This is a genomic window from Thalassospira sp. ABL2_045 (assembly GCF_056161285.1).
On record NZ_JBSWYV010000010.1, the window covers coordinates 1 to 21,295 of the forward strand.

A 21,295-nucleotide genomic window follows, 5' to 3' on the forward strand; every position below is an offset into this window, starting at 1 on the left:
TGCACCGTGAACGGGTGGTGGCCACCACCCGTTCAAACAAAAGAGGCAGAAGGATCATAACAAATCCTTCTGCCTCTCAAAGTATAAGCCCCGCACGATAATCGGCGGGGCTTTTGTTTTTCTGCGGTTCTGGCTGGATCAGACCGGCTTGATCAGGACGTGACGTTTCTTGCCTGCCGAAACCTTGATGACACCATCTGAGTTCAGTGCATCAGCCGTGATGTTTGCGTTTTCATCGCTGACCTTCTCGTCATTGATCTTGGCACCGCCACCCTTGATCAGGCGGCGTGCTTCACCGCCCGATTTGGCAAGCTCGGCGCGACGGAACAGATCAAAGGCCGGAATACCCGCATCAAGGTCGGCCTTGGCGACTTCGACGGTCGGCAGGTCATCGGCCAGAACGCCTTCTTCAAAGGTCTTGCGCGCGGTCTCGGCTGCGGCAAGGGCGGCTTCTTCGCCGCGGCAAAGCTTGACCGCCTCAAATGCCAGAACCTTTTTGGCATCGTTGATCTGCGAGCCTTCAAGTTTCTCGTATTCGGCAATCTGATCAAGCGGCATCTCGGTGAACAGACGCATGAACTTGATGACGTCGGCGTCTTCGGTGTTGCGCCAGAACTGGTAGTAGTCATAAGACGACAGGCGTTCTTCATTCAGCCAAACGGCACCAGCCGCAGTCTTGCCCATCTTGGCACCCGATGCGGTGGTCATCAGCGGGGTGGTCAGGCCAAACAGCGATTTGTCATCAACACGACGGCCAAGCTCTACACCATTGACGATGTTGCCCCACTGGTCGGATCCGCCCATCTGAAGCGTACAGCTGTAATTGCGGTTCAGTTCGACAAAGTCATAGGCCTGCAGGATCATGTAGTTGAACTCAAGGAAGCTCAGCGACTGTTCACGATCCAGGCGCAGCTTGACCGAGTCAAAGCTCAGCATGCGGTTGACCGAGAAATGGCGACCGAAATCACGCAGGAATTCGATGTAGTTCAACTTATCCAGCCAGTCGGCATTGTTGACCATGACCGCATCGGTTGGGCCATCGCCAAAACTTAGGAACTGCTGGAAGACCTTTTTGATGCCCGCCATGTTGCCTTCGATGATTTCATCGGTCAGAACCGGGCGCGCATCATCGCGCCCTGTCGGGTCACCAACGCGGGTCGTGCCGCCGCCCATCAGGACGATCGGCTTGTGGCCGGTTTTCTGCAACCAGCGCAGCATCATGATCGAGACAAGCGATCCGACATGCAGGCTGTCTGCAGTGCAATCATAGCCCACATAGCACACCACCGTGTTATCCGATGCATAGGCATCAAGCCCTTCAAGATCAGTACATTGGTGGATGTAACCGCGGTCATTCATGACGCGGAGAAAATCAGACTTCAGTTCAGTCATGGTTTTTGCGCTATGTTGGTTGTGATAGAAATTTCGAGCCGCCATTATGTGCGGAGGCGATGATCTAGCACAGAAAACATCCGCTCGGCAACGCATCGGCGAACAGATCTGCCATCCGGGTAACGAATTCGCGATAATTTCCCGTTAGGCTGCGCCAAACCAACAGTTTTCGCGGCACGGAGTACAACATGACACAGGGCTGGATCACGGCAATCGGCATGATGAGCGGCACCTCCCTTGACGGGGTGGATGCAGCGCTGATTGAAACCGATGGTGTTGAAGTGCGCCGCACCGGCCAGTCCGTCTTTGTGGCCTATGCCCCAGAACTGCGTGAACGCATGCGCGCATGTTTTGGCAATCGTAGCGCGACCAACAGCGAACATGTCGTTGCCGATGAACTGACACAGGTGCATGTTGATGCTGTTAACATGTTGCTGGATAAAGCCGGTATTGCGGCGGGCGATATTGCTGTCATCGGCTTTCACGGCCAAACCGTCTTTCACGAACCGGGCAATGGCATCACGCGCCAGATCGGAACGCCACATATGTTGGCGGAGCAAACCGGCATTCCGGTGGTCGCCGATTTCAGGCTGGCCGATGTGGCGGCCGGTGGGGAGGGCGCACCACTCGCACCCATCTATCACGCCGCCCTGATCAAAAGTGCCGGTGTCGATTTACCCGTTGCGGTCCTTAATATCGGTGGTGTGTCGAACGTCACCTATATTGACGTCGATGATGAATTGCTGGCCTTTGATTGCGGGCCGGGCAATGCACGCCTTGATGACTGGATGCTGCGCCATACCGGCAATCCGGTTGATCTGAACGGGGCGACGGCGGCATCGGGTACGGGTGATCCGATGGTCGAGGTCAAATTCCTTGAAGACCCGTATTTTGACCGCACCCCGCCCAAGTCGCTGGATCGTGAAGATATGGCCGCACGCATCGATGGACTGGTAGTTGAGGCCAAGCTGAATGTTCCGGATGGTGCGGCAACCCTTGCCAATTGCACGGTGGCGGCCGTCGTCGCCGGGGTCAATCACCTGCCACGTGCCCCGCAAAGCTGGTTTGTCTGCGGTGGCGGGCGTCATAATGATTACATCATGGCAACGCTGGAAAATCGCCTTGCTGTACCAGTGCGATCAGTCGATGAGTTGGACTGGGATGGGGATGCGGTCGAGGCGGAATGTTTCGGCTTCCTGGCCGTGCGCCATCTGCGTGACTTGCCGCTCAGCTTTCCCGGTACCACCGGGGTTCCTGAGCCCTGTTGCGGTGGCAAGCTTTACACCACAAAAAAGGCCGCCTGATCAGGCGGCCTTTCGTTTGTTCGTATTCGCAAGCAGTGCTTACGCGCCGCGTTTGTCGAGATAGGCAGCCGAATGCTTGATCACGTCATCTTGCTGTTTGGCAAAATAATGATCGGCACCGTCAATCGCGCACATATCAACTTCAATACCCTTCTGGGCATTAAGCTTGTCGGCAAGCTTGTTGACGGAGGCGACCGGAATGTTGGTGTCCTGGCTGCCATGGATCAGAATGCCGGATGACGGGCAGGGGGCCAGGAAGGTGAAGTCATGTTCACTTGCCGGGGCTGCAACCGAAATGAAGCCGTCGATTTCCGGGCGGCGCATCAGAAGCTGCATCGCGATCCAGGAACCGAACGAATAGCCAGCCACCCAGGTTGCGCGCGCATTGGCGTTATAGGTCTGCATCCAGTCAAGGGCGGATGCCGCATCCGAGAGTTCGCCGATGCCCTGATCGAACACACCCTGCGAACGACCCACGCCGCGGAAATTGAACCGCATGACGGAATAGCCGCGATCCTTGAACATGTTGAACATGTTAAAGCACAACTTGTTATTCATTGTGCCACCCTGTTGCGGGTTCGGATGGAGGATGAGTGCGATGGGCGAATCGTCAGCGCCGTTATGATGGTAGCGACCTTCAAGGCGACCTTCGGGGCCGTTAAAAATGACCTCAGGCATGGATCAGACTGCTCCTGTCCACGAATGGAAAGATGTGTGCAACAAAAATATCCGAGTGTTTTTGTGAGTTTTTTCGTGTTTGCGCATAAATTGCTTTGGGCAAATACTTGACCAAGTTACTCGGTTATCCTATATTCCGGCTAACCCGATGGTGCCTTTCCAACCCGCTTTCGCGATCTGCGCGAGGCCGGGCGTGGACGTGGGTGCCGGGAATCGAAGCTACTAATTACACAGTGGACCGCCCCATGTTCAAGCTAATTCGTCAGGAAATTGACGCGATGATCGCCCGTGACCCTGCTGCGCGATCCCGTTGGGAAGTCGTGATCAGCTATCCGGCGTTTCATGCGATCATGGGATATCGTGGCACACACTGGCTGTGGCAACGCGGTTTCCGCCTGACGGCACGGTTCCTGTCGCAGATTCTGCGCTGGTTGACCGGGATTGAAATTCACCCGGGGGCCAAGATCGGCAAACGCTTCTTTATCGACCATGGCATGGGTGTCGTGATCGGCGAGACGGCCGAACTTGGTGATGATGTCACGCTCTATCAGGGGGTTACCCTTGGCGGGACGTCGCCAAGCGTCAATAGCGATGGTCAGCGTGGTCTGAAACGTCACCCGACCCTTGAGGACGGTGTGATTGTTGGGTCCGGCGCACAAATCCTGGGGCCGTTCACCGTGCACAAGAATGCCCGTGTTGGCGGCAATGCGGTTGTTCTGGGCGAAGTACCGGAAGGGGCCACCGTGGTCGGTATTCCGGCCAAGATGGTGCGCCGCGAACAAGATGACCGGTTCTGCGCTTATGGTACGCCGCTTGGCGATTTGCCCGATCCGGTGGCGCGTGCGCTTGATGAACTCGGTCGTGAAGTTCAGACGCTGCGTGACAAGGTTGTCGCACTTGAGGCGGAAAAAGCCGGCAAAGACGACACGCCTGAGAAACCGCGCATTGTCGCATCATCGGAATAGAATTTGCGTGTCATACTACGCAATGTAAACGAACAAGCCCGCTTATGGGGTAACCCGAAAGCAAGGCAGGAGGACGCACCGTGAAGCTGAGTACCAAAGGCCGCTATGCCGTTATGGCGATGGTCGATCTCGCTGAAAGCAGCAAGGACCGACCGGTCGCACTTGCAGACATTGCGGACCGTCAGGAAATTTCACTGTCATATCTTGAACAGCTGTTTGGCAAATTGCGCAAGGGCGGTCTGGTCCGTTCGGTGCGCGGCCCGGGTGGTGGTTATCTGCTGGCACGCAATGCCACGGAAACCCGTGTTGCCGATGTCATTCTGGCTGTCGACGAGCCGATCCGCGCAACCCGTTGCAAGTCCGGATCTCCCAAGGGCTGCAAGGCCAACCGTGGTCGCTGTCAGACCCACGAATTGTGGGAAGAACTGGGCAACCAGATTTATCTCTATCTGGCCTCTGTCAGCTTGGCTGATGTGGTCGATCGCAATGTGGCGGGGACGCTTCGGACGTTCCAGGGTAAAACAACCCAAATCGAAGAGCCGTCACAGGTTGCGGCACAGTAAATGCTCCTCTATATCGAGGGCAGATGCGAATAAGGATGATTTTAAACTGATGACCGAGCAGGTTTATCTCGACTACAACGCCAGCGCGCCGCTTTGCGAGGAAGCAAAGCAGGCCATGATCGCTGCGATGGATGTGGCAGGTAATCCGTCTTCGGTTCATGCCAGTGGTCGTGCGGCCCGCAAGATTGTTGATCATGCACGTCGCACCATTGCCGACCTGGTGGGCGGCGATTCCGAACGGATCGTTTTCACCAGCGGCGGGACAGAGGCCAACAATCTGGCGCTGAACGGTTTGGAAGATGTCACCGTATTTACCAGTGCGGTCGAACATCCTTCGGTTATCGAAGCAAGACCCGATGCCAAGCGCATCCCGGTGGATGCCAATGGCGTGATTGATCTGGCTGCCCTTGAAGCGATGCTCAAAGACGCATCGGATGCCGGGCAAAAGGTTCTGGTGTCGGTCATGCTGGCCAATAACGAAACCGGCGTTATTCAGCCGGTTGCCAAGGTCGGCCTGCTGGCCCGTGAATATGGCGCCAAGGTCCATTGTGACGCCGTTCAGGCGCTGGGACGTGTGCCGGTCGATATGGGGCGGATGCTGGTCGATATGGTGTCGATTTCGGCCCATAAGATTGGCGGCCCGAAAGGTGTTGGTGCCCTTGCGATTGCGCAGGGTGTGATGCTGGTCCCCCAGATCCGGGGCGGCGGGCAGGAAAAATACCGCCGTGGTGGTACTGAAAACGTTGTCGGGATCGCAGGCTTTGAAGCCGCTGCCAAACGTGCCGAGGCCAACATGGCGAAAATGGCAGATATCGCGAAATTGCGCGATCGCCTTGAAACGGAATTGGCATCCGAAGCGCCAGAGCTTCTGATCGCCGCAAAAGGAACGGAGCGACTGGTGAATACAAGTTGCCTGATCCTGCCAGGAATGCCCGGGGAAACCCAGGTTATGGCACTGGATCTGGCAGGTGTAGCCATCAGTTCGGGATCAGCCTGTTCGTCAGGCAAGGTACGTGAAAGCCACGTGCTGAAAGAAATGGGTGTTGACGAGCCGGGCTCGGCCATTCGGGTCAGTCTGGGGTTGGAAAGCACCGATGAAGATATTGATACATTTGTCCGAGTTTGGAGCCGGATGAGGGGTAACGCAGCGCGTAAGAAAGCGCGTCACGCTGCCTGAGAAAGAGTGAGTGAGGAAGCCTTTAAAATGAACGAGCTTAAAGCAAAGCCGATCTATCTGGACTACCAGGCGACGACGCCGACCGACCCGCGGGTCGTGGAGGCAATGCTGCCATACTTCACCGAGAAATTCGGTAACCCGCATTCGCGCAACCACAGCTTTGGCTGGGAAGCAGAAGATGCGGTCGAAGTGGCACGTGGCCAGGTTGCCAAGATCATCGGCGCATCGGCCAAGGAAATTATCTTTACCTCGGGTGCGACCGAATCAAACAACCTCGCACTCAAGGGCGTGATGAAGTTCTACGGCAAAAAGAAGCCGCACCTGATCACGGTTGTCACCGAGCATAAATGCGTGCTCGACAGTGCCCGCCACCTTGAGCAGGAAGGTTACAAAGTGACCTATCTTGGCGTTAAGGAAAACGGCCTGATCGACCTTGAAGAACTCAAGGCTGCCATCACCGACGAAACCGCACTCGTGTCCGTCATGGGCGTGAACAACGAAATCGGTGTTATTCAGCCGCTCAAGGAAATCGGCGAGATCTGCCGTGAACGCAAAGTCTTCTTCCACACCGACTGTGCGCAGGCGGTTGGCAAGATCGACCTTGACGTTGACGACATGAAAATCGACCTGATGTCGATTTCCGGTCACAAGATCTATGGCCCGAAAGGCGTTGGTGCGCTTTATGTTCGCCGTCGTCCGCGTGTGCGTGTCATTGCACAGATCACCGGTGGTGGTCAGGAACGTGGCATGCGTTCGGGTACGCTGCCGACCCCGCTGATCGTGGGTCTTGGCAAGGCGTGTGACATTCTGTCCAACGAAATGGCCGAAGAAAACGCCCGCATCGAAGAGCTGCGTGACTACACGCTCAAACGTTTCCGTGACCGTCTTGAAGACATCTATGTCAATGGTGACGAACACGAACGTGTTTGCGGCAACCTGAACATTTCGTTTGCCTATGTCGAAGGTGAAAGCCTTCTGATGGACATCAAGAACATTGCCGTGTCGTCGGGCTCTGCCTGCACCTCGGCGTCGCTGGAACCGTCTTACGTTCTGCGGGCTCTTGGTGTTGACGAAGAACTGGCCCATACATCCCTTCGCATCGGCATTGGTCGCTACACCACCAAGGAAGAGCTCGACGAAGCCGTTGATGCCATCTGCACCGCAGTGGAGCGTTTGCGCGAAATGAGCCCGCTTTGGGAAATGGCGCAGGAAGGCATCGACATCAAGTCGATCGAATGGGCTGAACACTAAGCACGGCTGAAAACGAACGTTTGACGTAATCAATCTCGTGAGAGAGACACAGGACTTTTTAGGAGGATTCCTATCATGGCTTATAGTGAAAAGCTGATCGACCATTACGAAAACCCGCGCAACGTCGGGTCCATGGACAAGAACGAAACGTCTGTTGGTACCGGCCTTGTTGGCGCACCGGCTTGCGGCGACGTCATGAAGCTGCAGATCAAGGTGACCCCGGAAGGCATCATTGAAGATGCGAAGTTCAAGACCTTCGGTTGCGGTTCGGCCATTGCGTCGAGCTCGCTGATCACCGAATGGGTCAAAGGCAAGTCGATTGACGAAGCCGGCGCGATCAAGAACTCGCAGATTGCCGAGGAACTCGCACTTCCGCCGGTCAAGGTTCACTGCTCGATCCTGGCCGAAGACGCGATCAAAGCTGCAATCAGCGACTACAAAACCAAAAACGGCGCAGCGGATGTGGACGCTGCTGAATAAGCAGCGCCCACTCCCCATCGTTTTCGGAATTTTGGGAGAATACAATGGCTCTACCGTCACCGATTTCTGTCACACCGGTTGCCCTTGATCACATCAAGGCACTGCTAGATAGCCGCGGGAAACCTTCGCACGGCATTCGGCTTGGTGTGCGCAGCAAAGGGTGCTCGGGCCTGTCCTACACGCTGGAATATGCTGATGGTGCCGATGGCTTCGAAGAAGTCGTCGAACTTGAAGACGGCGTGAGAATCCTGATCGACCCCAAAGCCATTATGTTCGTGCTGGGCACGGAGATGGATTACGAGGTCAACAAGATGGAAGAAGGCTTTGTTTTCCGGAACCCCAACGAAAAAGGTCGTTGTGGTTGTGGGGAATCCTTCCACGTCTGATCAGGCCGGGCTTTCCCTGCTTTCTGAATGGTTATGGCCCTGGCGATATCGCCGGGGCCATCGCCTGAAAAAGGGTGATTTGACCGAATGCCGGTCACTTTGCGCCTTTTTGAATTGATTTGTTTTTGTCTTTTAATCCTCGGAAGTGCATCGCGTGAGCAACACCGAACAATCGGCGCACAAGGTTTGCTGGTCCTGCAAGGGGCCGGTCGATGTCAGCGCACTGTTTTGCGAAACCTGCAACGCTATTCAGCCCCCGGGCCAGCTGGATCATTTTACCCGCTTTGGCCTGGAACAATCCTTTGCGGTTGATGTCGATGCGATGGAAGCGACCTATCTCAAGCAGCAGCAGAAGCTCCATCCCGACCGGTTTGCGTCAAAATCCGGTCGCGAGCAGGCCCTGTCATCGCAACAGGCCGCGAGCCTGAATGAAGCTTTCGAGACCCTGAAAAACCCGGTTGCACGGGCGCATTACATGCTCCGTCTGGCCGGTCACGAGCCCGAAGGCGACGAAGGCCACACGGTCAATGATCCAGAGCTTCTGATGGAAGCGATGGAAATGCGTGAAGCCCTTGATGATGCCGATGACAAACTCACCATCGATGCCATGATCAAGGATACCCGCAAACAGGCACGCGCCTGTGAAAAGGACCTGGGCGCCGCCTTTGATAGCCAATCCTATGACGCGGCCAAGAAACTGGCCACCCGTCTGAGATACCTGATGAAAATGACCGAGGAAGCGCGCGCGAAGAAATCACGCCTTGCCGCTGCCTGATCATAGAAAAAGACTGGACGTAAAGATGGCTCTGCTAAAAATTCACGAACCGGGCGAAACGCCACTCCCGCACGAGGATGAGCGCCAGGTTGCTGTTGGCATCGACCTTGGTACGACCAACTCGGTTGTCGCGATTTCGAACTCGGAAAAACCCGAAGTGCTGCGCGATAAATCCGGTGGCAATGCGATTGTGCCCTCTGTCGTCTATTACGGCGACGAGACCCCGGTGGTCGGCGAAGCGGCGCGCGATCAGATCAATACCGATGCCAGCCGCGTGGTTTCATCGGTCAAACGTCTGATGGGCCGTGGGCTTGAAGATGTCAAATCGGTCGCAGGCACGCTGCCTTATCACGTTGAAGTCCCCGAAGAATCTGAAACCGAAAACGGCGAACCGATGATGGTGCGCCTGAATGTCGGCAAGCGGGTTCTGACCCCGGTCGAAGTTTCGGCCGATATCCTGCGCTCCTTGCGTGCGCGGGCCGAAGAAAGCCTTGATCAGTCGGTTGAAAAGGCCGTGATCACGGTTCCGGCCTATTTCGATGATGGCGCACGGACCGCGACCAAGGATGCCGCAAAGCTCGCCGGGATCGAAGTCCTGCGTCTGGTCAATGAACCGACGGCCGCTGCCCTTGCCTATGGCCTTGATAACGGGGCAGAGGGGCTTTATGCCGTTTATGATCTTGGTGGCGGCACGTTTGATATCTCGCTTTTGAAAATGCAGAAGGGCGTCTTCCAGGTGAAGGCAACTGGCGGTGATGCCGCCCTTGGCGGCGATGATTTCGATCATGCGATTGCCGAGCATCTTCTGGCGGAACGCAAAGACGGCGGGGCAACCGATGATCTTGATGCGTCGGACGCCAAACGCCTGCTTAAGGCGGCCCGTACGGTCAAGGAGAGCCTGACCGATCAGGACAGTGTCGAAGTGTCCGTGGCGCTCAACGGCACGGAAACCAAACACAGCGTCACCCGTGAACAGTTCGATGGTATGATTGCCAAGCTGGTTGCGCGCACGACCGCAATCACCGAACAGGTTCTTGATGACGCCGATGTTCTGCCCGAAGACGTCAAGGGTGTCGTGCTTGTCGGCGGGTCGACCCGTGTGCCGGCGGTGCGCAAGGCCGTCGCCGATCTGTTTGAACAGGAACCGCTTTCCGACATTGACCCGGACGAGGTTGTTGCTCTTGGCGCTGCCCTTCAGGCCGAAGCGTTGACCGGTGGCTCTGACAACCTTCTGCTCGATGTCACGCCGCTGTCTCTTGGTCTGGAAACCATGGGCGGGATTGTTGAAAAGGTCATTGACCGCAACACCCCGATTCCGGTCGCCAAGGCCCAGGAATTCACCACCTATCAGGATGGTCAGTCGGCCATGATGATCCATGTGGTGCAGGGCGAACGCGAAATGGTTGATCAGTGCCGCTCGCTGGCGCGCTTTGTTCTGACCGGTATTCCGTCGATGGCCGCAGGGGCCGCGCGCATTCGTGTGCAGTTCAATGTCGATGCCGATGGTCTTCTGACCGTCTCGGCGCGCGAAGAAACCACCGGCACGGAACAGGAAGTCGCAGTCAAGCCGACCTATGGCATCAATGAAACCGATATGGCGACCATGTTGCGCGACAGCATGGTGCATGCGCGTGAAGACATGGAAATGCGCGTCCTGACCGAAGCCCGGGTTGAAGCACGCCGGAACATTCTGGCGGTCAATGCCGCGATGGCAGCCGACAACGCGCTTCTGACCAAGGAAGACGAAACTAATATCAATCAAGCGATTAGCAAGCTTGAAATGGCCACGACCGGCGAGGACCGCGAAGCCATCAATGACGCCGCCGAGGCGCTTGAAAATGCATCGCGCCCGTTTGCCGAGGCCCGCATGGATAGCCGGATCCGCCAGGCGCTTGCCGGGCAGAATGTCGATGAAGTGAACTAGGAAGTGAATTAATCGACACCGGTAGAATTGACAAACCGGCGAACTGCGGCGATTGTCCCCGACAACCGCCAAGGTCAGGGCCGGACAAGTGCGAAGCACGGCTTCGTATAAACAGAGATCGAACGACAAGTATTACCGAGGAGAAAGGCACAGATGCCTAAGATCGTTTTTGTTGAGCCGGATGGCACCGAAAAGGAATTCGAAGTTGCCGACGGCCTGTCCGTACTGGAAGCTGCCCACAAGAACGGCATTGACCTTGAAGGCGCATGCGAAGGTTCGCTGGCATGTTCGACCTGCCACGTCGTTCTTGACGAAGAATGGTTCGACAAGCTCGACGAGCCGTCCGAAGACGAAGAAGACATGCTTGATCTTGCTTTCGGCCTGACCGAAACGTCGCGTCTTGGCTGCCAGATCATCATGAGCGACGAGCTCGACGGTCTGCGCGTGACCCTGCCGTCCGCGACCCGCAACATGATGGTCGACAAGTAAGTTTCACCTTCTGCTGACCGGGCGGTATTCCGCCCCGGCACCAAAGGAGACGGATATGCGTTGGACAGACATTCAGGACATCGCGATCGAGCTTGAGGATGCCCATCCGGACAAGGATAACCTCAACCTTCGCTTTACCGACCTGCATAAGTGGGTCACCGAGCTTGAAGGGTTCGAAGACGATCCCGAGAAATCGAACGAGAAGATTCTCGAAGCCATCCAGATGGCCTGGATCGACGAACGCGAAGACTGATTTTGATGAGCGTGATGTGCGCCAAAGCGGCCTGCACCCTGATCACGAAATACCGGACCAGCCTGCATCTGCGGGCTGGTCCGTTTTTGTTTGCGCCAAGATAAAAGAAAAAGGGAAGGGACATCCATGAGCAAGCCCGCCACCTTCAACGACATCATCCCGGCCTACAGCCTATTTGGCAAATTGCGCACCTGTGCGCCCGATGCCTGGCAAAGCTATGTCTGCCATGACTTCGTCAGGCAGTTGGGCAAGGGCACGCTGCCGGAAGCTGCGTTCAAGCATTACCTCATTCAGGATTACCTGTTCCTGATCCAGTTTTCGCGGGCCTATGCGCTGGCGGTCTATAAGGCCGAAGACCTGCATGCGATGCGCCAGTTTTCCGGCACGGTCCATGCCATCCTCGATATGGAAATGAAGCTGCATCTGGAATTCTGCGAAGGTTGGGGATTGTCAGAGGCCGATATCATCGCACAGCCCGAAGCCCGCGCCTGCATCGCCTATACCCGCTATGTGCTTGATCGCGGCCATCAGGGCGATGTCGTCGACCTGCAGGTCGCCCTGATGCCCTGTATGGTGGGCTATGCCGAAATCGCAAACCGCTTGATGGCAAGTTCTGATACTGTGCTTGACGGCAATCCATATCGGGCATGGATTGAAATGTATGCGTCCGAGGAATTCCAGGACGTGGCAAAGGCCGAAATCGAGTTGCTTGAACATACCTGTGCTACGCGCGGGGGGCATCGCCGCCTCGAAGGGCTGGTTGAGACCTTTACCATGGCAAGCCGCCTTGAAGCCGATTTTTGGCAGATGGGACTTGATCTGGCAAAATAGGCCAATATCGCCTATATAAGCCCGAATAAACCGTCACGGGTGGCGTATGCGCCGCCCGTTGGTCGTTTGAGATCGATCTTTGTACAACTTCTTGTCGCTGCGGCCTTGACCCGCAGATGGGTGGGAAAAATGAACTCTCTTGGCTTTGATAAAGCCCCGGAAGATACCCGCGTGGTTGTTGCCATGTCGGGCGGGGTGGATAGCTCTGCCGTTGCGGCCCTTCTGAAATCAGAAGGCTATGACGTAGTCGGCATCACGCTTCAGCTTTATGATATGGGGGCCAATGCCCCGACCCGTGCGAAATCCTGCTGTGCCGGGCGCGATATTTATGACGCGCGCAAAGTGGCCGAGGATATCGACATTCCCTATTACGTGCTCGATTACGAATCCCGCTTCCGCGAAGAAGTGATCGATGATTTTGCCGACAGTTACATGCGCGGCGAAACCCCGATCCCGTGCGTGAAATGCAACCAGACCGTCAAGTTCCGCGATCTGCTTGAAACGTCCTATGACCTGGGCGCGGATTGCATGGCGACCGGCCATTATGTGCAGCGTAAACTGGGTACCAATGGCCGCGCCGAACTGCACCGTGCAGCTGATCCCAACCGCGATCAAAGCTACTTCCTGTTCACCACGACCCAGGAACAGCTCGATTTCCTGCGCTTCCCGCTGGGCCATCTGATGAGCAAGGCCGAAACCCGCGCACTTGCCGCCAAATACGGCCTCGAAGTCGCCGATAAGCCCGACAGTCAGGACATCTGCTTTGTCCCGGATGGCAAATATGCCCGTCTGGTCGAAAAGCTCCGTCCCGAGGCGGGCGAGCCGGGCGAGATCGTTGATCTTGATGGCAATGTGCTGGGCGATCATCGCGGCCTGATCCATTACACGGTCGGCCAGCGTCGTGGCCTGAATATCGGTGGGACGGCCGAACCGCTTTATGTCGTCAAACTCTCGCCGGAAAAGCGTCAGGTGATTGTTGGCCCCAAAGCCGCCCTTGGCAAGAAACTGGTCTATGTCCGCGAGCTTAACTGGCTTGATGGCGACGCAATTGATGAAAACGGGGTTGAGGTTGAAGTCAAACTGCGCTCGGCCATGCAGCCGACCACAGCAACCATCTACCCCGAAGCCGCTGGCGAAGCGCGCATTGAACTGCACGATGCCCAGTTCGGCATCGCGCCGGGGCAGGCCGGTGTGTTCTATCAGGGCGAACGCGTCCTTGGCGGTGGCTGGATCACCCGCGAAGAGCAGATCGGCAACACCGCAAGCGCTGCCTGATCACCGATAGCCACGGGCGAGGGCAGATGATCCTCGCCCGTTGGTTTTGTTTGGCGGATTTGCGGAAATCTTTTTTGACAAAATCGTCAAAAAGGCGCTTGACGGGGACGGCTCCCTGACTTAAAAACCGCCTCGTTCCGCACCGTACGGAACACCACAAAATTGCTTGAGGCGGAGTAGCTCAGCTGGTTAGAGCAGTGGAATCATAATCCACGTGTCGGGGGTTCAAGTCCCTCCTCCGCTACCAATTAAATAAGCCCTGCATCCCTGATGCAGGGCTTATTTCATTTGTGCGCGGCAGGAGAGGGCTTGAGCCCCCTGGTTCGCGAGAAAGCGAGGCACGCAGCTTTCGAGAGACATCGCCCATCGGGCGATGGTCCGCCGGGCAAAGCCCAAGGATAAAAAGCAGCCCAAAGGCTGGTTTTTACAATTCCCTCCTTGCTTTGAACAGAATGAGAAAGCCTGACACGAAGGGCGACAAAACGGGTTGAGAGGTGAAGGCTAGTCTTCACCGAGTTGCGAAATATCGATGAACTGATGCAATTCATCCAATTCTAGGGTAGGCAAGCGATTTCTTGGAAAAGAGACCACGTATCTTTTTCCACCATATCGTTTGTCCTCGCAAACCATGCTCCATCCAGACGCTGAATAACTCTCTCTGATCTCAGGGTGTTCATTCGCCCAATTCGCAATTGATTTTAGGTTAGCAGGTTCAAAAAACGCATTCATGGCCTGCGTTCTTTCAGCGAGACCGTTGATCTGTTTTGCTAAGGTTTCGATCAGGTTTAGTTTGGTTCGCAACTGTTGAGTTGTAAGGTTACTTGTCTGAATTTCACGAATTTCAACGTATGAGTTTTTTAGATGATTTGAGATTTGAACAAGCTCTTCCGCAATTGGGTGTTGCCAAACAACAAAATCTCGACCGTTGAACCGACCAACAACCTTGTTTTGAGTGATGAAGTGCTTTTTAGGCTGAGGAGGTTTTATGCCTTCACGCCTTCTCTTTTTCTTTTCTGTTGTAGTGAGGCTATCCCATTCTTCCTTCTGTTCCTCATAGCCTGAATTTTCTCGCGCTTCTCGGTCTATATCTCGAACTTTTATCGGAATGGTAAGCTCGCCAGAAGACTGAGCTAGGAAGCGCTGCAGCTCGGGAAGCTTGTCAATCAAACTTATGTGTAATTCATCATAGACCGTGAATAAGTCACTTCGCTTAAAGCTGTTGAGGAATTCGAGGAAGGTTGAAAACCTTGCTTGGACTCTCTTAAGTCTAACTAGCTGAAGGCTCCGTTTTTTCTGTTCCCTAAAGTCTCGGCTAACTTGTTCAAAATGGGCTGAATAATGTTTCTTGCCGCAATCATGTCCAATAAGAAATCGTTCATCTGTACTTGGCAATTTAAGTACAAACCCTCTTGAGTGGTTTGGCTTGCTTACTTTGCAGTGTACGCATTTGACAAGACGCGTTTTCTTCGGATCCGTTTGCCTCAGATCGTACTGGAATTCGATAATTGGCACTTCGCTGCTATCTGGTCGATGGTCTATTAAGCCATCTAAGCTCATAGGATCTTTCGTCCAGAATTGACGATTGAGAAGGTCGTCATCATTTACGTCCAAGAAGAACCCCCAATGCTGAATAACCAGTGGTTGTGGATTTGGGGTATTAAACATCAAATTGTAAAAAACTGAAAGTTTCAGTACGAGTTGGAAGGGGCGGTCTTAGACGACGCTTCCAATTATCCCCTTTGCGCTAATCAAGAGCGGCAGACCTATCCGATCCCAGCACTTGCTTGAAATAAAGGGGACAGACCCTTTTTGCCTCTGTCTTTCATAACACACTGCCGTGTCAAAGCGCCTTCCGCCCAGCTTCCTCAAGGAAACTTGAAACCGCGCGCTTGCCGTATTTCGCCTCGATGAGATCAATCAGATTTGCATCAAGCGTCAGGTTGATTCGGCGCTTTTTACCCGGAATGGTCGCGGTAATGGCGACAATACCGACGGCTCCATCTTCAAGCTCGACGACCGGCGAGGGGGGCGGGATGTCTTCGCCATCGGCATGCATGCCTTCGATATGGAAGTTAAGGGCTTCTGTGCCCAACTCCACCAATTCCGTCATCGTCTCTGCCGCACTGACGCAACCCGGAAAATCCGGAAAGGAAATCCCGAAGCCGCCGTCATCGTCGGTATGGACCAAACCCCAGTAGGTCTGTTTCATTCTGTTGTAATCCTGTTTCCCATTTCCCGTAAGGAACCGGAAAGCCATTTACAGCAGCTTTATACCCGATTGCCTTTCAATGCTTTTGACGGTGCCCTTTGGGATATCCCGCTTGGGATGTGGCACTGTCACGCGACCCGGTTTGGTCGGGTGCGTTAGCTGATGGTGACTGCCTTTCGTGCGAACGATTTCCCAGCCATCATCTTTAAGCTGTTTGAGTATTTGTCTGCTATCCATGGCCCCCTTTCATTACTGATATGCGCATTATGCGTATTTTGGCCAGAATGTCAATTTCTATGCGCATAATGCGCATTAATGTGCTGTCATTCGACTTCATTTTCCTCCTAGCTTTTCATTCTACCGGCATATAGCTATAGTCAGAGCTATACTCTGTTTGGGAAGCCCACGCCCACCGATGCCTGACGCCGTTTATTTGTTCGTTTCCCTGTTTTTCGCCGTCCTTGCCGTTCTTGCGGGGGGCTATGCGGTCCGTTTGCACAGGCGGGAAAGTGCGCGCCAAGACCTGTCTGATGCCGTGATGGCGACGATTTCTGACGGTATCGTGACGCTTGGTGCGGATGGTTCTGTGAAGCGTCTCAACGCAGCTGCCAAAGCGATGTTCGATCGGGAGGTTTTAGGGCTGAATGTCGCCGACCTGTTACGGGGCTTTCCCGGCACGGCCGACGCACGGCCGCAAATCGAATATCGGGCCGATGCTGTTCGGGCGGACGGGTCGATTTTTCCGGTTACGGTGACGCTTTTGGCGCTCCGTGACCGCAGTGAGACGGTGCTGATTATCCGCGATCTTTCGCGGATCCGGCCGGGTGCGACCGAGGAAGAGCAGCGCTTCAAGCAAAGCCAGTATTTCGCGCGCATCGGGACCTGGGACTGGCGGATTGATACCGACGAGCTTTATTGGTCGGACGCGATTTATGGCATGTTTGGCTATAAACCGGGCGAGGTAACGCCGACCTATTCCCTGTTTTGCGATGCCGTGCATCCCGATGACAAGGAACACGTGCGTGCAGGTGAAATCCGCTGCATTGAGACCGGCGAAAACCATGACGAGGAATACCGCGTGGTTTGGCCCGATGGCACCATCCGCTGGCTGCGTGAAACCGGCAATGTCACCAAGAACGAGGCTGGCCAAACCATCAAGATGATGGGGGTTGTGCGCGACATTACCGAGGAACGCGCAGAAGCCGATCAGATCCGTAACCTTGCCTTCCATGATCCGCTGACCCGCTTGCCCAACCGGATCATTTTTGAAGACCGGCTGCGCAAGGCGATGGACCGTGCCAAGCGCAACGAGAAGCAGGTTGCAGTGGTGTTTATCGATCTTGACGGGTTCAAGCAGATCAATGATGAGCTCGGCCATGTCGCGGGGGATCACATTCTGATCAATACCGGGCAGCGCTTGATGAATTCCGTCCGGGCGTCCGATACCGTGGCCCGTATTGGCGGCGATGAGTTTACCGTCATTCTCGAAGACCTTGAAACCGATGCCGAGGTCCATGGCATTGCCGACAAGATCCTTGGCGCAATCGCAGCACCGCTCGAATTGGGGGAGGGCACCTATCGCGTCGGTGCCAGCCTTGGTATCGGCATTTATCCCGAACATGCCCGCACACTTGATACCCTGATCCATATTGCCGATCAGGCGATGTATGCTGCCAAGTCAGAGGGCACAAACCTTTATCACATCGGGTGGGAGATGGCAGATTGATGGCCGATAACATCGACATACGCCCGGCAATCCACAATGACCGCGATGCCTGGGCCAGTCTGTTTCGCGACTATATGGTGTTTTATGGATGTGCGGTTTCTGAAACGGCCCTCGATACGACATGGGGCTGGATCATGGATGCCAACGGCCCCATGGAATGCTTGCTGGCCGTCAAGGGCGGGCAGGTCGTCGGGTTTGCGCAATATCGCCCTGTGCCGGAAACCCTGACCGGGGCGTGGTTTGGTCATCTTGATGATCTGTATGTTGCGCCTGAAATGCGACAGCAGGGCGTGGCGCAGGCCCTGATGACCAAGCTGGGCGATATCGCCCGAGACCGGGGATGGTTCAAGCTGACCTGGATTACGGCGGCGGATAATGCGGCGGCACGGCGTCTGTATGACCAGATCGGTGAGGCCTCAAACTGGGTGGTTTATGAGAAGCCGCTTGAAGGCTGACCGCGAAAGGTCGTGCCACAGCGCATGAAGGGCCTCAGGGCGTTACGTCGGTTTTCGAAACTTCCCGCTTAAGCCAGCGCGTGAACGCACTTGCGGCCGAGTTTTCCGGCTCGTTGATCCGGGTGGCAAGGTAATAGCCGCTTAGTTTCAGGGCATTGGAGCCAAACGGCTGAACCAGGGTGCCCGACGCAACGTCTTCCTGGCCAAGAACTCTGTCAGACAGGGCAAATCCCGCCCCCTTGCGTGCAAAGGCCATCGCATCATGCAGCGAACCGGCATAGATGTAGCGTCGTGGTGTCAGCGGTGCTATGCCCGCACCGGCAAACCAGCGCGACCAAACATTGCCATTGTCTTCGTGAATAAGGGTATGGCGTTCAATGATGGTCGGGTTTAGCGGATAGGGGCCTGCGACCAGCCTTGGCGCGCAAACCGGAAACACATCGATTTCCAGCAAGGGCGCGACAACACGACCAGAAAATTCATAGGTGTTAAAGGCGATGGCGACATCAATCTCGCTTGCGATGGTGGTGCGCCCGCGTTCCATCGGCACACAGCGCAAGCTGAGATTGGGAAAGACCGTCAGGAAATCGGCCAGTTTTGCAGCCAGCCATTCATTGAGAAACGACACCGGCGACATGATTGTCAAAACACCGGAAAACGCATCTTGTTGTAATGACAATGCGGCGGCACTGATGCCGTCAAATCCGGTCTGGATCGCGCTCATGAACCGGGCGCCGGCCGGTGTGATCTCGATCCGGCGGCCGTGACGCTCAAACAGCGATACGCCAAGCGCGTCTTCAAGCGTGCGGACCTGATGGCTGACCGCACTTTGCGTGACGTTCAATTCGCGTGCGGCCTGACCCATGTGACCGTGGCGGGCGGCGGCCTCAAAGGTATGCAGCGCATTGAGCGATATCCATCGGTCGCCAATTTTCATCAAAGTTACTCATGATCTGAACTTATCAAGCTGATTAATAATCATCACTATGCGCAATCTCAATTCAAGTAGAAACTTGTAGTCAGAAACGGACTTTCAGGGGAATGAATATGGTATCGAGCGGAATGAGCAGCACATTGATGGCGCGCAACCCGAATGGCGGCACGCCGGAGCTTGACGATTGGGGGATCAATTCCGAATACGGCACCTTGCGCGATGTCCTGCTGGGCCCGATCGAAACATTCGGCCCGATGGACAATGCAAAGTTCAGCTCTGTCTACCGCGAAACCGAAGCGCAGGGACGCCATTTCGATCATCAGGTTGCCGTGCGTCAGTACCGTGAAATGTGCGATGCCTATCACGATGCCGGGGTCAAAATTCATACCCTGCCGGCTGACGAGAACCTTAAATATGGCCTCTATGCCCGTGATTCGAGCTTCATGACCCCATGGGGCGCAGTGATCACCCAGTTGGCAAATCCGCGCCGCCGGGGTGAATACGCAACCGCAATCCGCTTCCATATGGATGCGGGCATTCCGATTTATGACATGGTCAATGCCGGAAGCTTCGAAGGCGGTGATTTTCAGATTATCGAGCCGGGCGCTGCCTTGATTGGTTATACCGGCCTGCGCTGCGAAGAAGTGGCTGCCAAGCAGATCGGCGGGTGGTTTGAAAAAGAAGGTTGGGACGTCAAATACGCCCCGATTGACGGATTTTATGTCCATATCGACATCATGGTCTGCATGATTGCCGAGAAATGTGCGGCGGTGTGCCTCGATACCGTGCCCGATGATGTTCTGGCCTGGCTCAAGCAGCGCAAGATTGAAATTGTACCGATCGGGTTCAAGGATGCGATGTCGCTTGGCTGCAATGTCATGTCTCTGGGCAATGACCGGGTCTTGTCCCCCGCGGCCAGCACCGATCTGAATGAAAAGCTGCGCGCGCTTGGCTTTAAGGTCTATGACCCGGATCTCTCGATGATCACGATGATGGGCGGCGGCGTGCATTGCATGGCCCAACCGCTGCGCCGCGATCGCGTTTGAGGGCATTGGTTGTAGTCTGACACCACAGCAAAGGGACCAGACATTTCTGGTCCCTTTGTTTGTGAATGATTGTTCACAGGGCAGGGGTGTTAGCGCCAAATCAGCAACCGCCCGTCAATGACCAGCAGGCCAAGCCCGATAACAACCATGCCAATGATGTGCTGTATCATCAATGCTTCGCCAAGAAGACCCACACCCAACAAAATCGCACTGACCGGGATCAGGAAGGTAACCAGCAGCAGGTTGGATGCCCCCGCGCGTTTGAGGATGGCGAAATACAGGATATAGGCAAGTGCAGTGCTTAGCGTGGCAAAGGCCAGAACCGCAAGGATGGTGCTCGTCGTCGGGATGGGCAGGTGCCAAGGCTGATCAATCATCAGTGACAGCGGGAGTAGCATCAGGCTTGAGGCACTCGTCATACCGGCTGCGGTCAGGATTGGCGGGGTGGCGGCAAAGCGACGGCCAAACACCCCGGCACAACCATAGCTGAACGCGGCCAGCAGCACCGCCGCTGGGGCAAGCAGGCCAACAGTAGTGTCGGATGTCGGCATTCCGAAAATCACAACCACGCCGCCAAATCCGATCAGAACGCCCATGGTTTTGCGGAGCGTCAGCTTTTCGCTGTCCGTCGCGATATGGGCGATCAGCAGGGTGAAAAGCGGGGTGGTGGCATTCAGGATCGCGGCAAGGCCACTGGTGATATGTGTCTGGCTCCAGACAATCAGGCAAAACGGCACAAGGTTATTGAGCGCCCCCATCACACCAATCGCACCCCAGAATTTCGCATCACGCGGGATCGGAATATTACGCAGCAAAACTACCCACCACAGCACGATGGCCGCAATTGAAACCCGGCACAGCACAAGGGTTAGCGGCGGCAGATCGACCAGTGCGATTTCAGTAAAAAAGAACGAACCACCCCAAAGCATCGACAAACTGATCAGCATCACCCAGCTGGTGCGATCCATCAGAGGGGCGGGCGCATTGGGCCGCGAGGCGTGGGTGGTGTGCGCGCGGGATGGGGCATCAATGCCGCGACCCGCCGGTCGTGCGGCAATCTCGTTCTCAAGCGGTAAAAGACGCGTGGTGTTTTTGTGGGGCAACATCGCGGGCTCCATCCATCTGTTGGTGACGGACGAAGGTTAGGCAAATGCGACGAATGCTGCTCGCCAGTTTCGGACT

General features: G+C 55.5%; 23 protein-coding genes and 1 tRNA gene. 17 read left to right on the plus strand and 7 right to left on the minus strand.

Annotated elements, in window-relative coordinates:
* Positions 1 to 138: 138 nt before the first annotated feature.
* A complete protein-coding gene (gene tyrS / locus ACXAIA_RS14250; RefSeq protein ID WP_475349905.1) occupies positions 139 to 1,392 on the minus strand; it encodes a tyrosine--tRNA ligase in 1,254 nt (417 codons plus the stop codon).
* A gap of 188 nt (positions 1,393 to 1,580) precedes the next feature.
* On the opposite strand from tyrS, the gene ACXAIA_RS14255 reads away from it, so the two are divergent.
* Positions 1,581 to 2,696: an anhydro-N-acetylmuramic acid kinase gene (locus tag ACXAIA_RS14255; protein ID WP_475349906.1), complete on the plus strand. Its 1,116-nt coding sequence runs from the start codon at positions 1,581 to 1,583 to the stop codon at positions 2,694 to 2,696.
* A 39-nt stretch (positions 2,697 to 2,735) separates the two neighbouring features.
* On the opposite strand, the gene ACXAIA_RS14260 is transcribed toward ACXAIA_RS14255, so the two are convergent.
* Complete coding sequence (locus tag ACXAIA_RS14260; protein WP_475345614.1) at positions 2,736 to 3,374, minus strand: alpha/beta hydrolase; 639 nt, start codon at positions 3,372 to 3,374, stop codon at positions 2,736 to 2,738.
* Positions 3,375 to 3,619: 245 nt separating this feature from the next.
* Here ACXAIA_RS14260 and cysE point away from each other — a divergent pair, with 245 nt between their 5' ends.
* The 13 genes from cysE (at position 3,620) to ACXAIA_RS14325 (ending at position 13,990) form a co-directional block, all read left to right on the plus strand.
* A complete protein-coding gene (gene cysE, locus ACXAIA_RS14265; RefSeq protein ID WP_475349907.1) occupies positions 3,620 to 4,339 on the plus strand; it encodes a serine O-acetyltransferase in 720 nt (239 codons plus the stop codon).
* 80 nt (positions 4,340 to 4,419) lie between these two features.
* Entirely contained in the window at positions 4,420 to 4,902 is a 483-nt protein-coding gene (locus ACXAIA_RS14270; protein ID WP_475349908.1) for an Rrf2 family transcriptional regulator, read from the plus strand.
* Between the two features lie 49 nt (positions 4,903 to 4,951).
* Entirely contained in the window at positions 4,952 to 6,079 is a 1,128-nt protein-coding gene (locus tag ACXAIA_RS14275) for a cysteine desulfurase family protein (RefSeq protein WP_475349909.1), read from the plus strand.
* 27 nt (positions 6,080 to 6,106) lie between these two features.
* Entirely contained in the window at positions 6,107 to 7,330 is a 1,224-nt protein-coding gene (locus tag ACXAIA_RS14280; RefSeq protein ID WP_475345617.1) for an IscS subfamily cysteine desulfurase, read from the plus strand.
* Positions 7,331 to 7,405: 75 nt separating this feature from the next.
* Complete coding sequence (gene iscU / locus ACXAIA_RS14285) at positions 7,406 to 7,810, plus strand: Fe-S cluster assembly scaffold IscU (protein ID WP_475345618.1); 405 nt, start codon at positions 7,406 to 7,408, stop codon at positions 7,808 to 7,810.
* Positions 7,811 to 7,854: 44 nt separating this feature from the next.
* The gene (locus ACXAIA_RS14290; protein ID WP_044826600.1) at positions 7,855 to 8,196 is read left to right on the plus strand and encodes a HesB/IscA family protein; all 342 of its coding nucleotides are present in this window, start codon (positions 7,855 to 7,857) and stop codon (positions 8,194 to 8,196) included.
* 154 nt (positions 8,197 to 8,350) lie between these two features.
* A complete protein-coding gene (gene hscB, locus ACXAIA_RS14295) occupies positions 8,351 to 8,971 on the plus strand; it encodes a Fe-S protein assembly co-chaperone HscB (RefSeq protein WP_475349910.1) in 621 nt (206 codons plus the stop codon).
* Positions 8,972 to 8,996: 25 nt separating this feature from the next.
* Entirely contained in the window at positions 8,997 to 10,895 is a 1,899-nt protein-coding gene (gene hscA, locus ACXAIA_RS14300; protein WP_475349911.1) for a Fe-S protein assembly chaperone HscA, read from the plus strand.
* A 153-nt stretch (positions 10,896 to 11,048) separates the two neighbouring features.
* Positions 11,049 to 11,384 (plus strand): ferredoxin family 2Fe-2S iron-sulfur cluster binding protein, encoded by a 336-nt coding sequence (locus ACXAIA_RS14305; protein WP_062957393.1) that lies wholly within the window; start codon positions 11,049 to 11,051, stop codon positions 11,382 to 11,384.
* Between the two features lie 55 nt (positions 11,385 to 11,439).
* Entirely contained in the window at positions 11,440 to 11,637 is a 198-nt protein-coding gene (gene iscX / locus ACXAIA_RS14310; RefSeq protein ID WP_033067522.1) for a Fe-S cluster assembly protein IscX, read from the plus strand.
* 126 nt (positions 11,638 to 11,763) lie between these two features.
* Entirely contained in the window at positions 11,764 to 12,468 is a 705-nt protein-coding gene (gene tenA, locus ACXAIA_RS14315; protein WP_475349912.1) for a thiaminase II, read from the plus strand.
* Positions 12,469 to 12,597: 129 nt separating this feature from the next.
* Positions 12,598 to 13,743, plus strand: coding sequence for a tRNA 2-thiouridine(34) synthase MnmA (gene mnmA / locus ACXAIA_RS14320; protein ID WP_475349913.1), 1,146 nt, complete (start codon positions 12,598 to 12,600; stop codon positions 13,741 to 13,743).
* A gap of 170 nt (positions 13,744 to 13,913) precedes the next feature.
* Positions 13,914 to 13,990, plus strand: a tRNA-Met gene (locus ACXAIA_RS14325).
* A gap of 254 nt (positions 13,991 to 14,244) precedes the next feature.
* On the opposite strand, the gene ACXAIA_RS14330 is transcribed toward ACXAIA_RS14325, so the two are convergent.
* From ACXAIA_RS14330 to ACXAIA_RS14340, 3 genes are all read right to left on the minus strand, one after another.
* On the minus strand, positions 14,245 to 15,354 hold the full coding sequence (locus tag ACXAIA_RS14330; protein WP_475349914.1) for a hypothetical protein: 1,110 nt from the start codon (positions 15,352 to 15,354) through the stop codon (positions 14,245 to 14,247).
* 229 nt (positions 15,355 to 15,583) lie between these two features.
* Entirely contained in the window at positions 15,584 to 15,952 is a 369-nt protein-coding gene (locus ACXAIA_RS14335; RefSeq protein WP_475349915.1) for a type II toxin-antitoxin system HicB family antitoxin, read from the minus strand.
* 48 nt (positions 15,953 to 16,000) lie between these two features.
* Positions 16,001 to 16,189 (minus strand): type II toxin-antitoxin system HicA family toxin, encoded by a 189-nt coding sequence (locus ACXAIA_RS14340; RefSeq protein ID WP_475345627.1) that lies wholly within the window; start codon positions 16,187 to 16,189, stop codon positions 16,001 to 16,003.
* Positions 16,190 to 16,367: 178 nt separating this feature from the next.
* Here ACXAIA_RS14340 and ACXAIA_RS14345 point away from each other — a divergent pair, with 178 nt between their 5' ends.
* On the plus strand, positions 16,368 to 17,678 hold the full coding sequence (locus ACXAIA_RS14345; protein ID WP_475349916.1) for a diguanylate cyclase domain-containing protein: 1,311 nt from the start codon (positions 16,368 to 16,370) through the stop codon (positions 17,676 to 17,678).
* Positions 17,678 to 18,133 (plus strand): N-acetyltransferase family protein, encoded by a 456-nt coding sequence (locus ACXAIA_RS14350; RefSeq protein ID WP_475349917.1) that lies wholly within the window; start codon positions 17,678 to 17,680, stop codon positions 18,131 to 18,133. The genes ACXAIA_RS14345 and ACXAIA_RS14350 overlap by 1 nt, the downstream gene beginning before the upstream one ends.
* A 34-nt stretch (positions 18,134 to 18,167) precedes the next feature.
* Here ACXAIA_RS14350 and ACXAIA_RS14355 read toward each other — a convergent pair whose 3' ends face one another.
* A complete protein-coding gene (locus tag ACXAIA_RS14355; RefSeq protein ID WP_475349918.1) occupies positions 18,168 to 19,070 on the minus strand; it encodes a LysR substrate-binding domain-containing protein in 903 nt (300 codons plus the stop codon).
* Between the two features lie 125 nt (positions 19,071 to 19,195).
* Between ACXAIA_RS14355 and ACXAIA_RS14360 the strand changes: the two genes are divergently transcribed.
* On the plus strand, positions 19,196 to 20,113 hold the full coding sequence (locus tag ACXAIA_RS14360) for a dimethylarginine dimethylaminohydrolase family protein (protein WP_475349919.1): 918 nt from the start codon (positions 19,196 to 19,198) through the stop codon (positions 20,111 to 20,113).
* A gap of 89 nt (positions 20,114 to 20,202) precedes the next feature.
* Here the strand turns inward: ACXAIA_RS14360 and ACXAIA_RS14365 are convergent, their stop codons facing one another.
* A complete protein-coding gene (locus ACXAIA_RS14365; protein ID WP_475349920.1) occupies positions 20,203 to 21,219 on the minus strand; it encodes a DMT family transporter in 1,017 nt (338 codons plus the stop codon).
* Between the last annotated feature and the right edge of the window lie 76 nt (positions 21,220 to 21,295).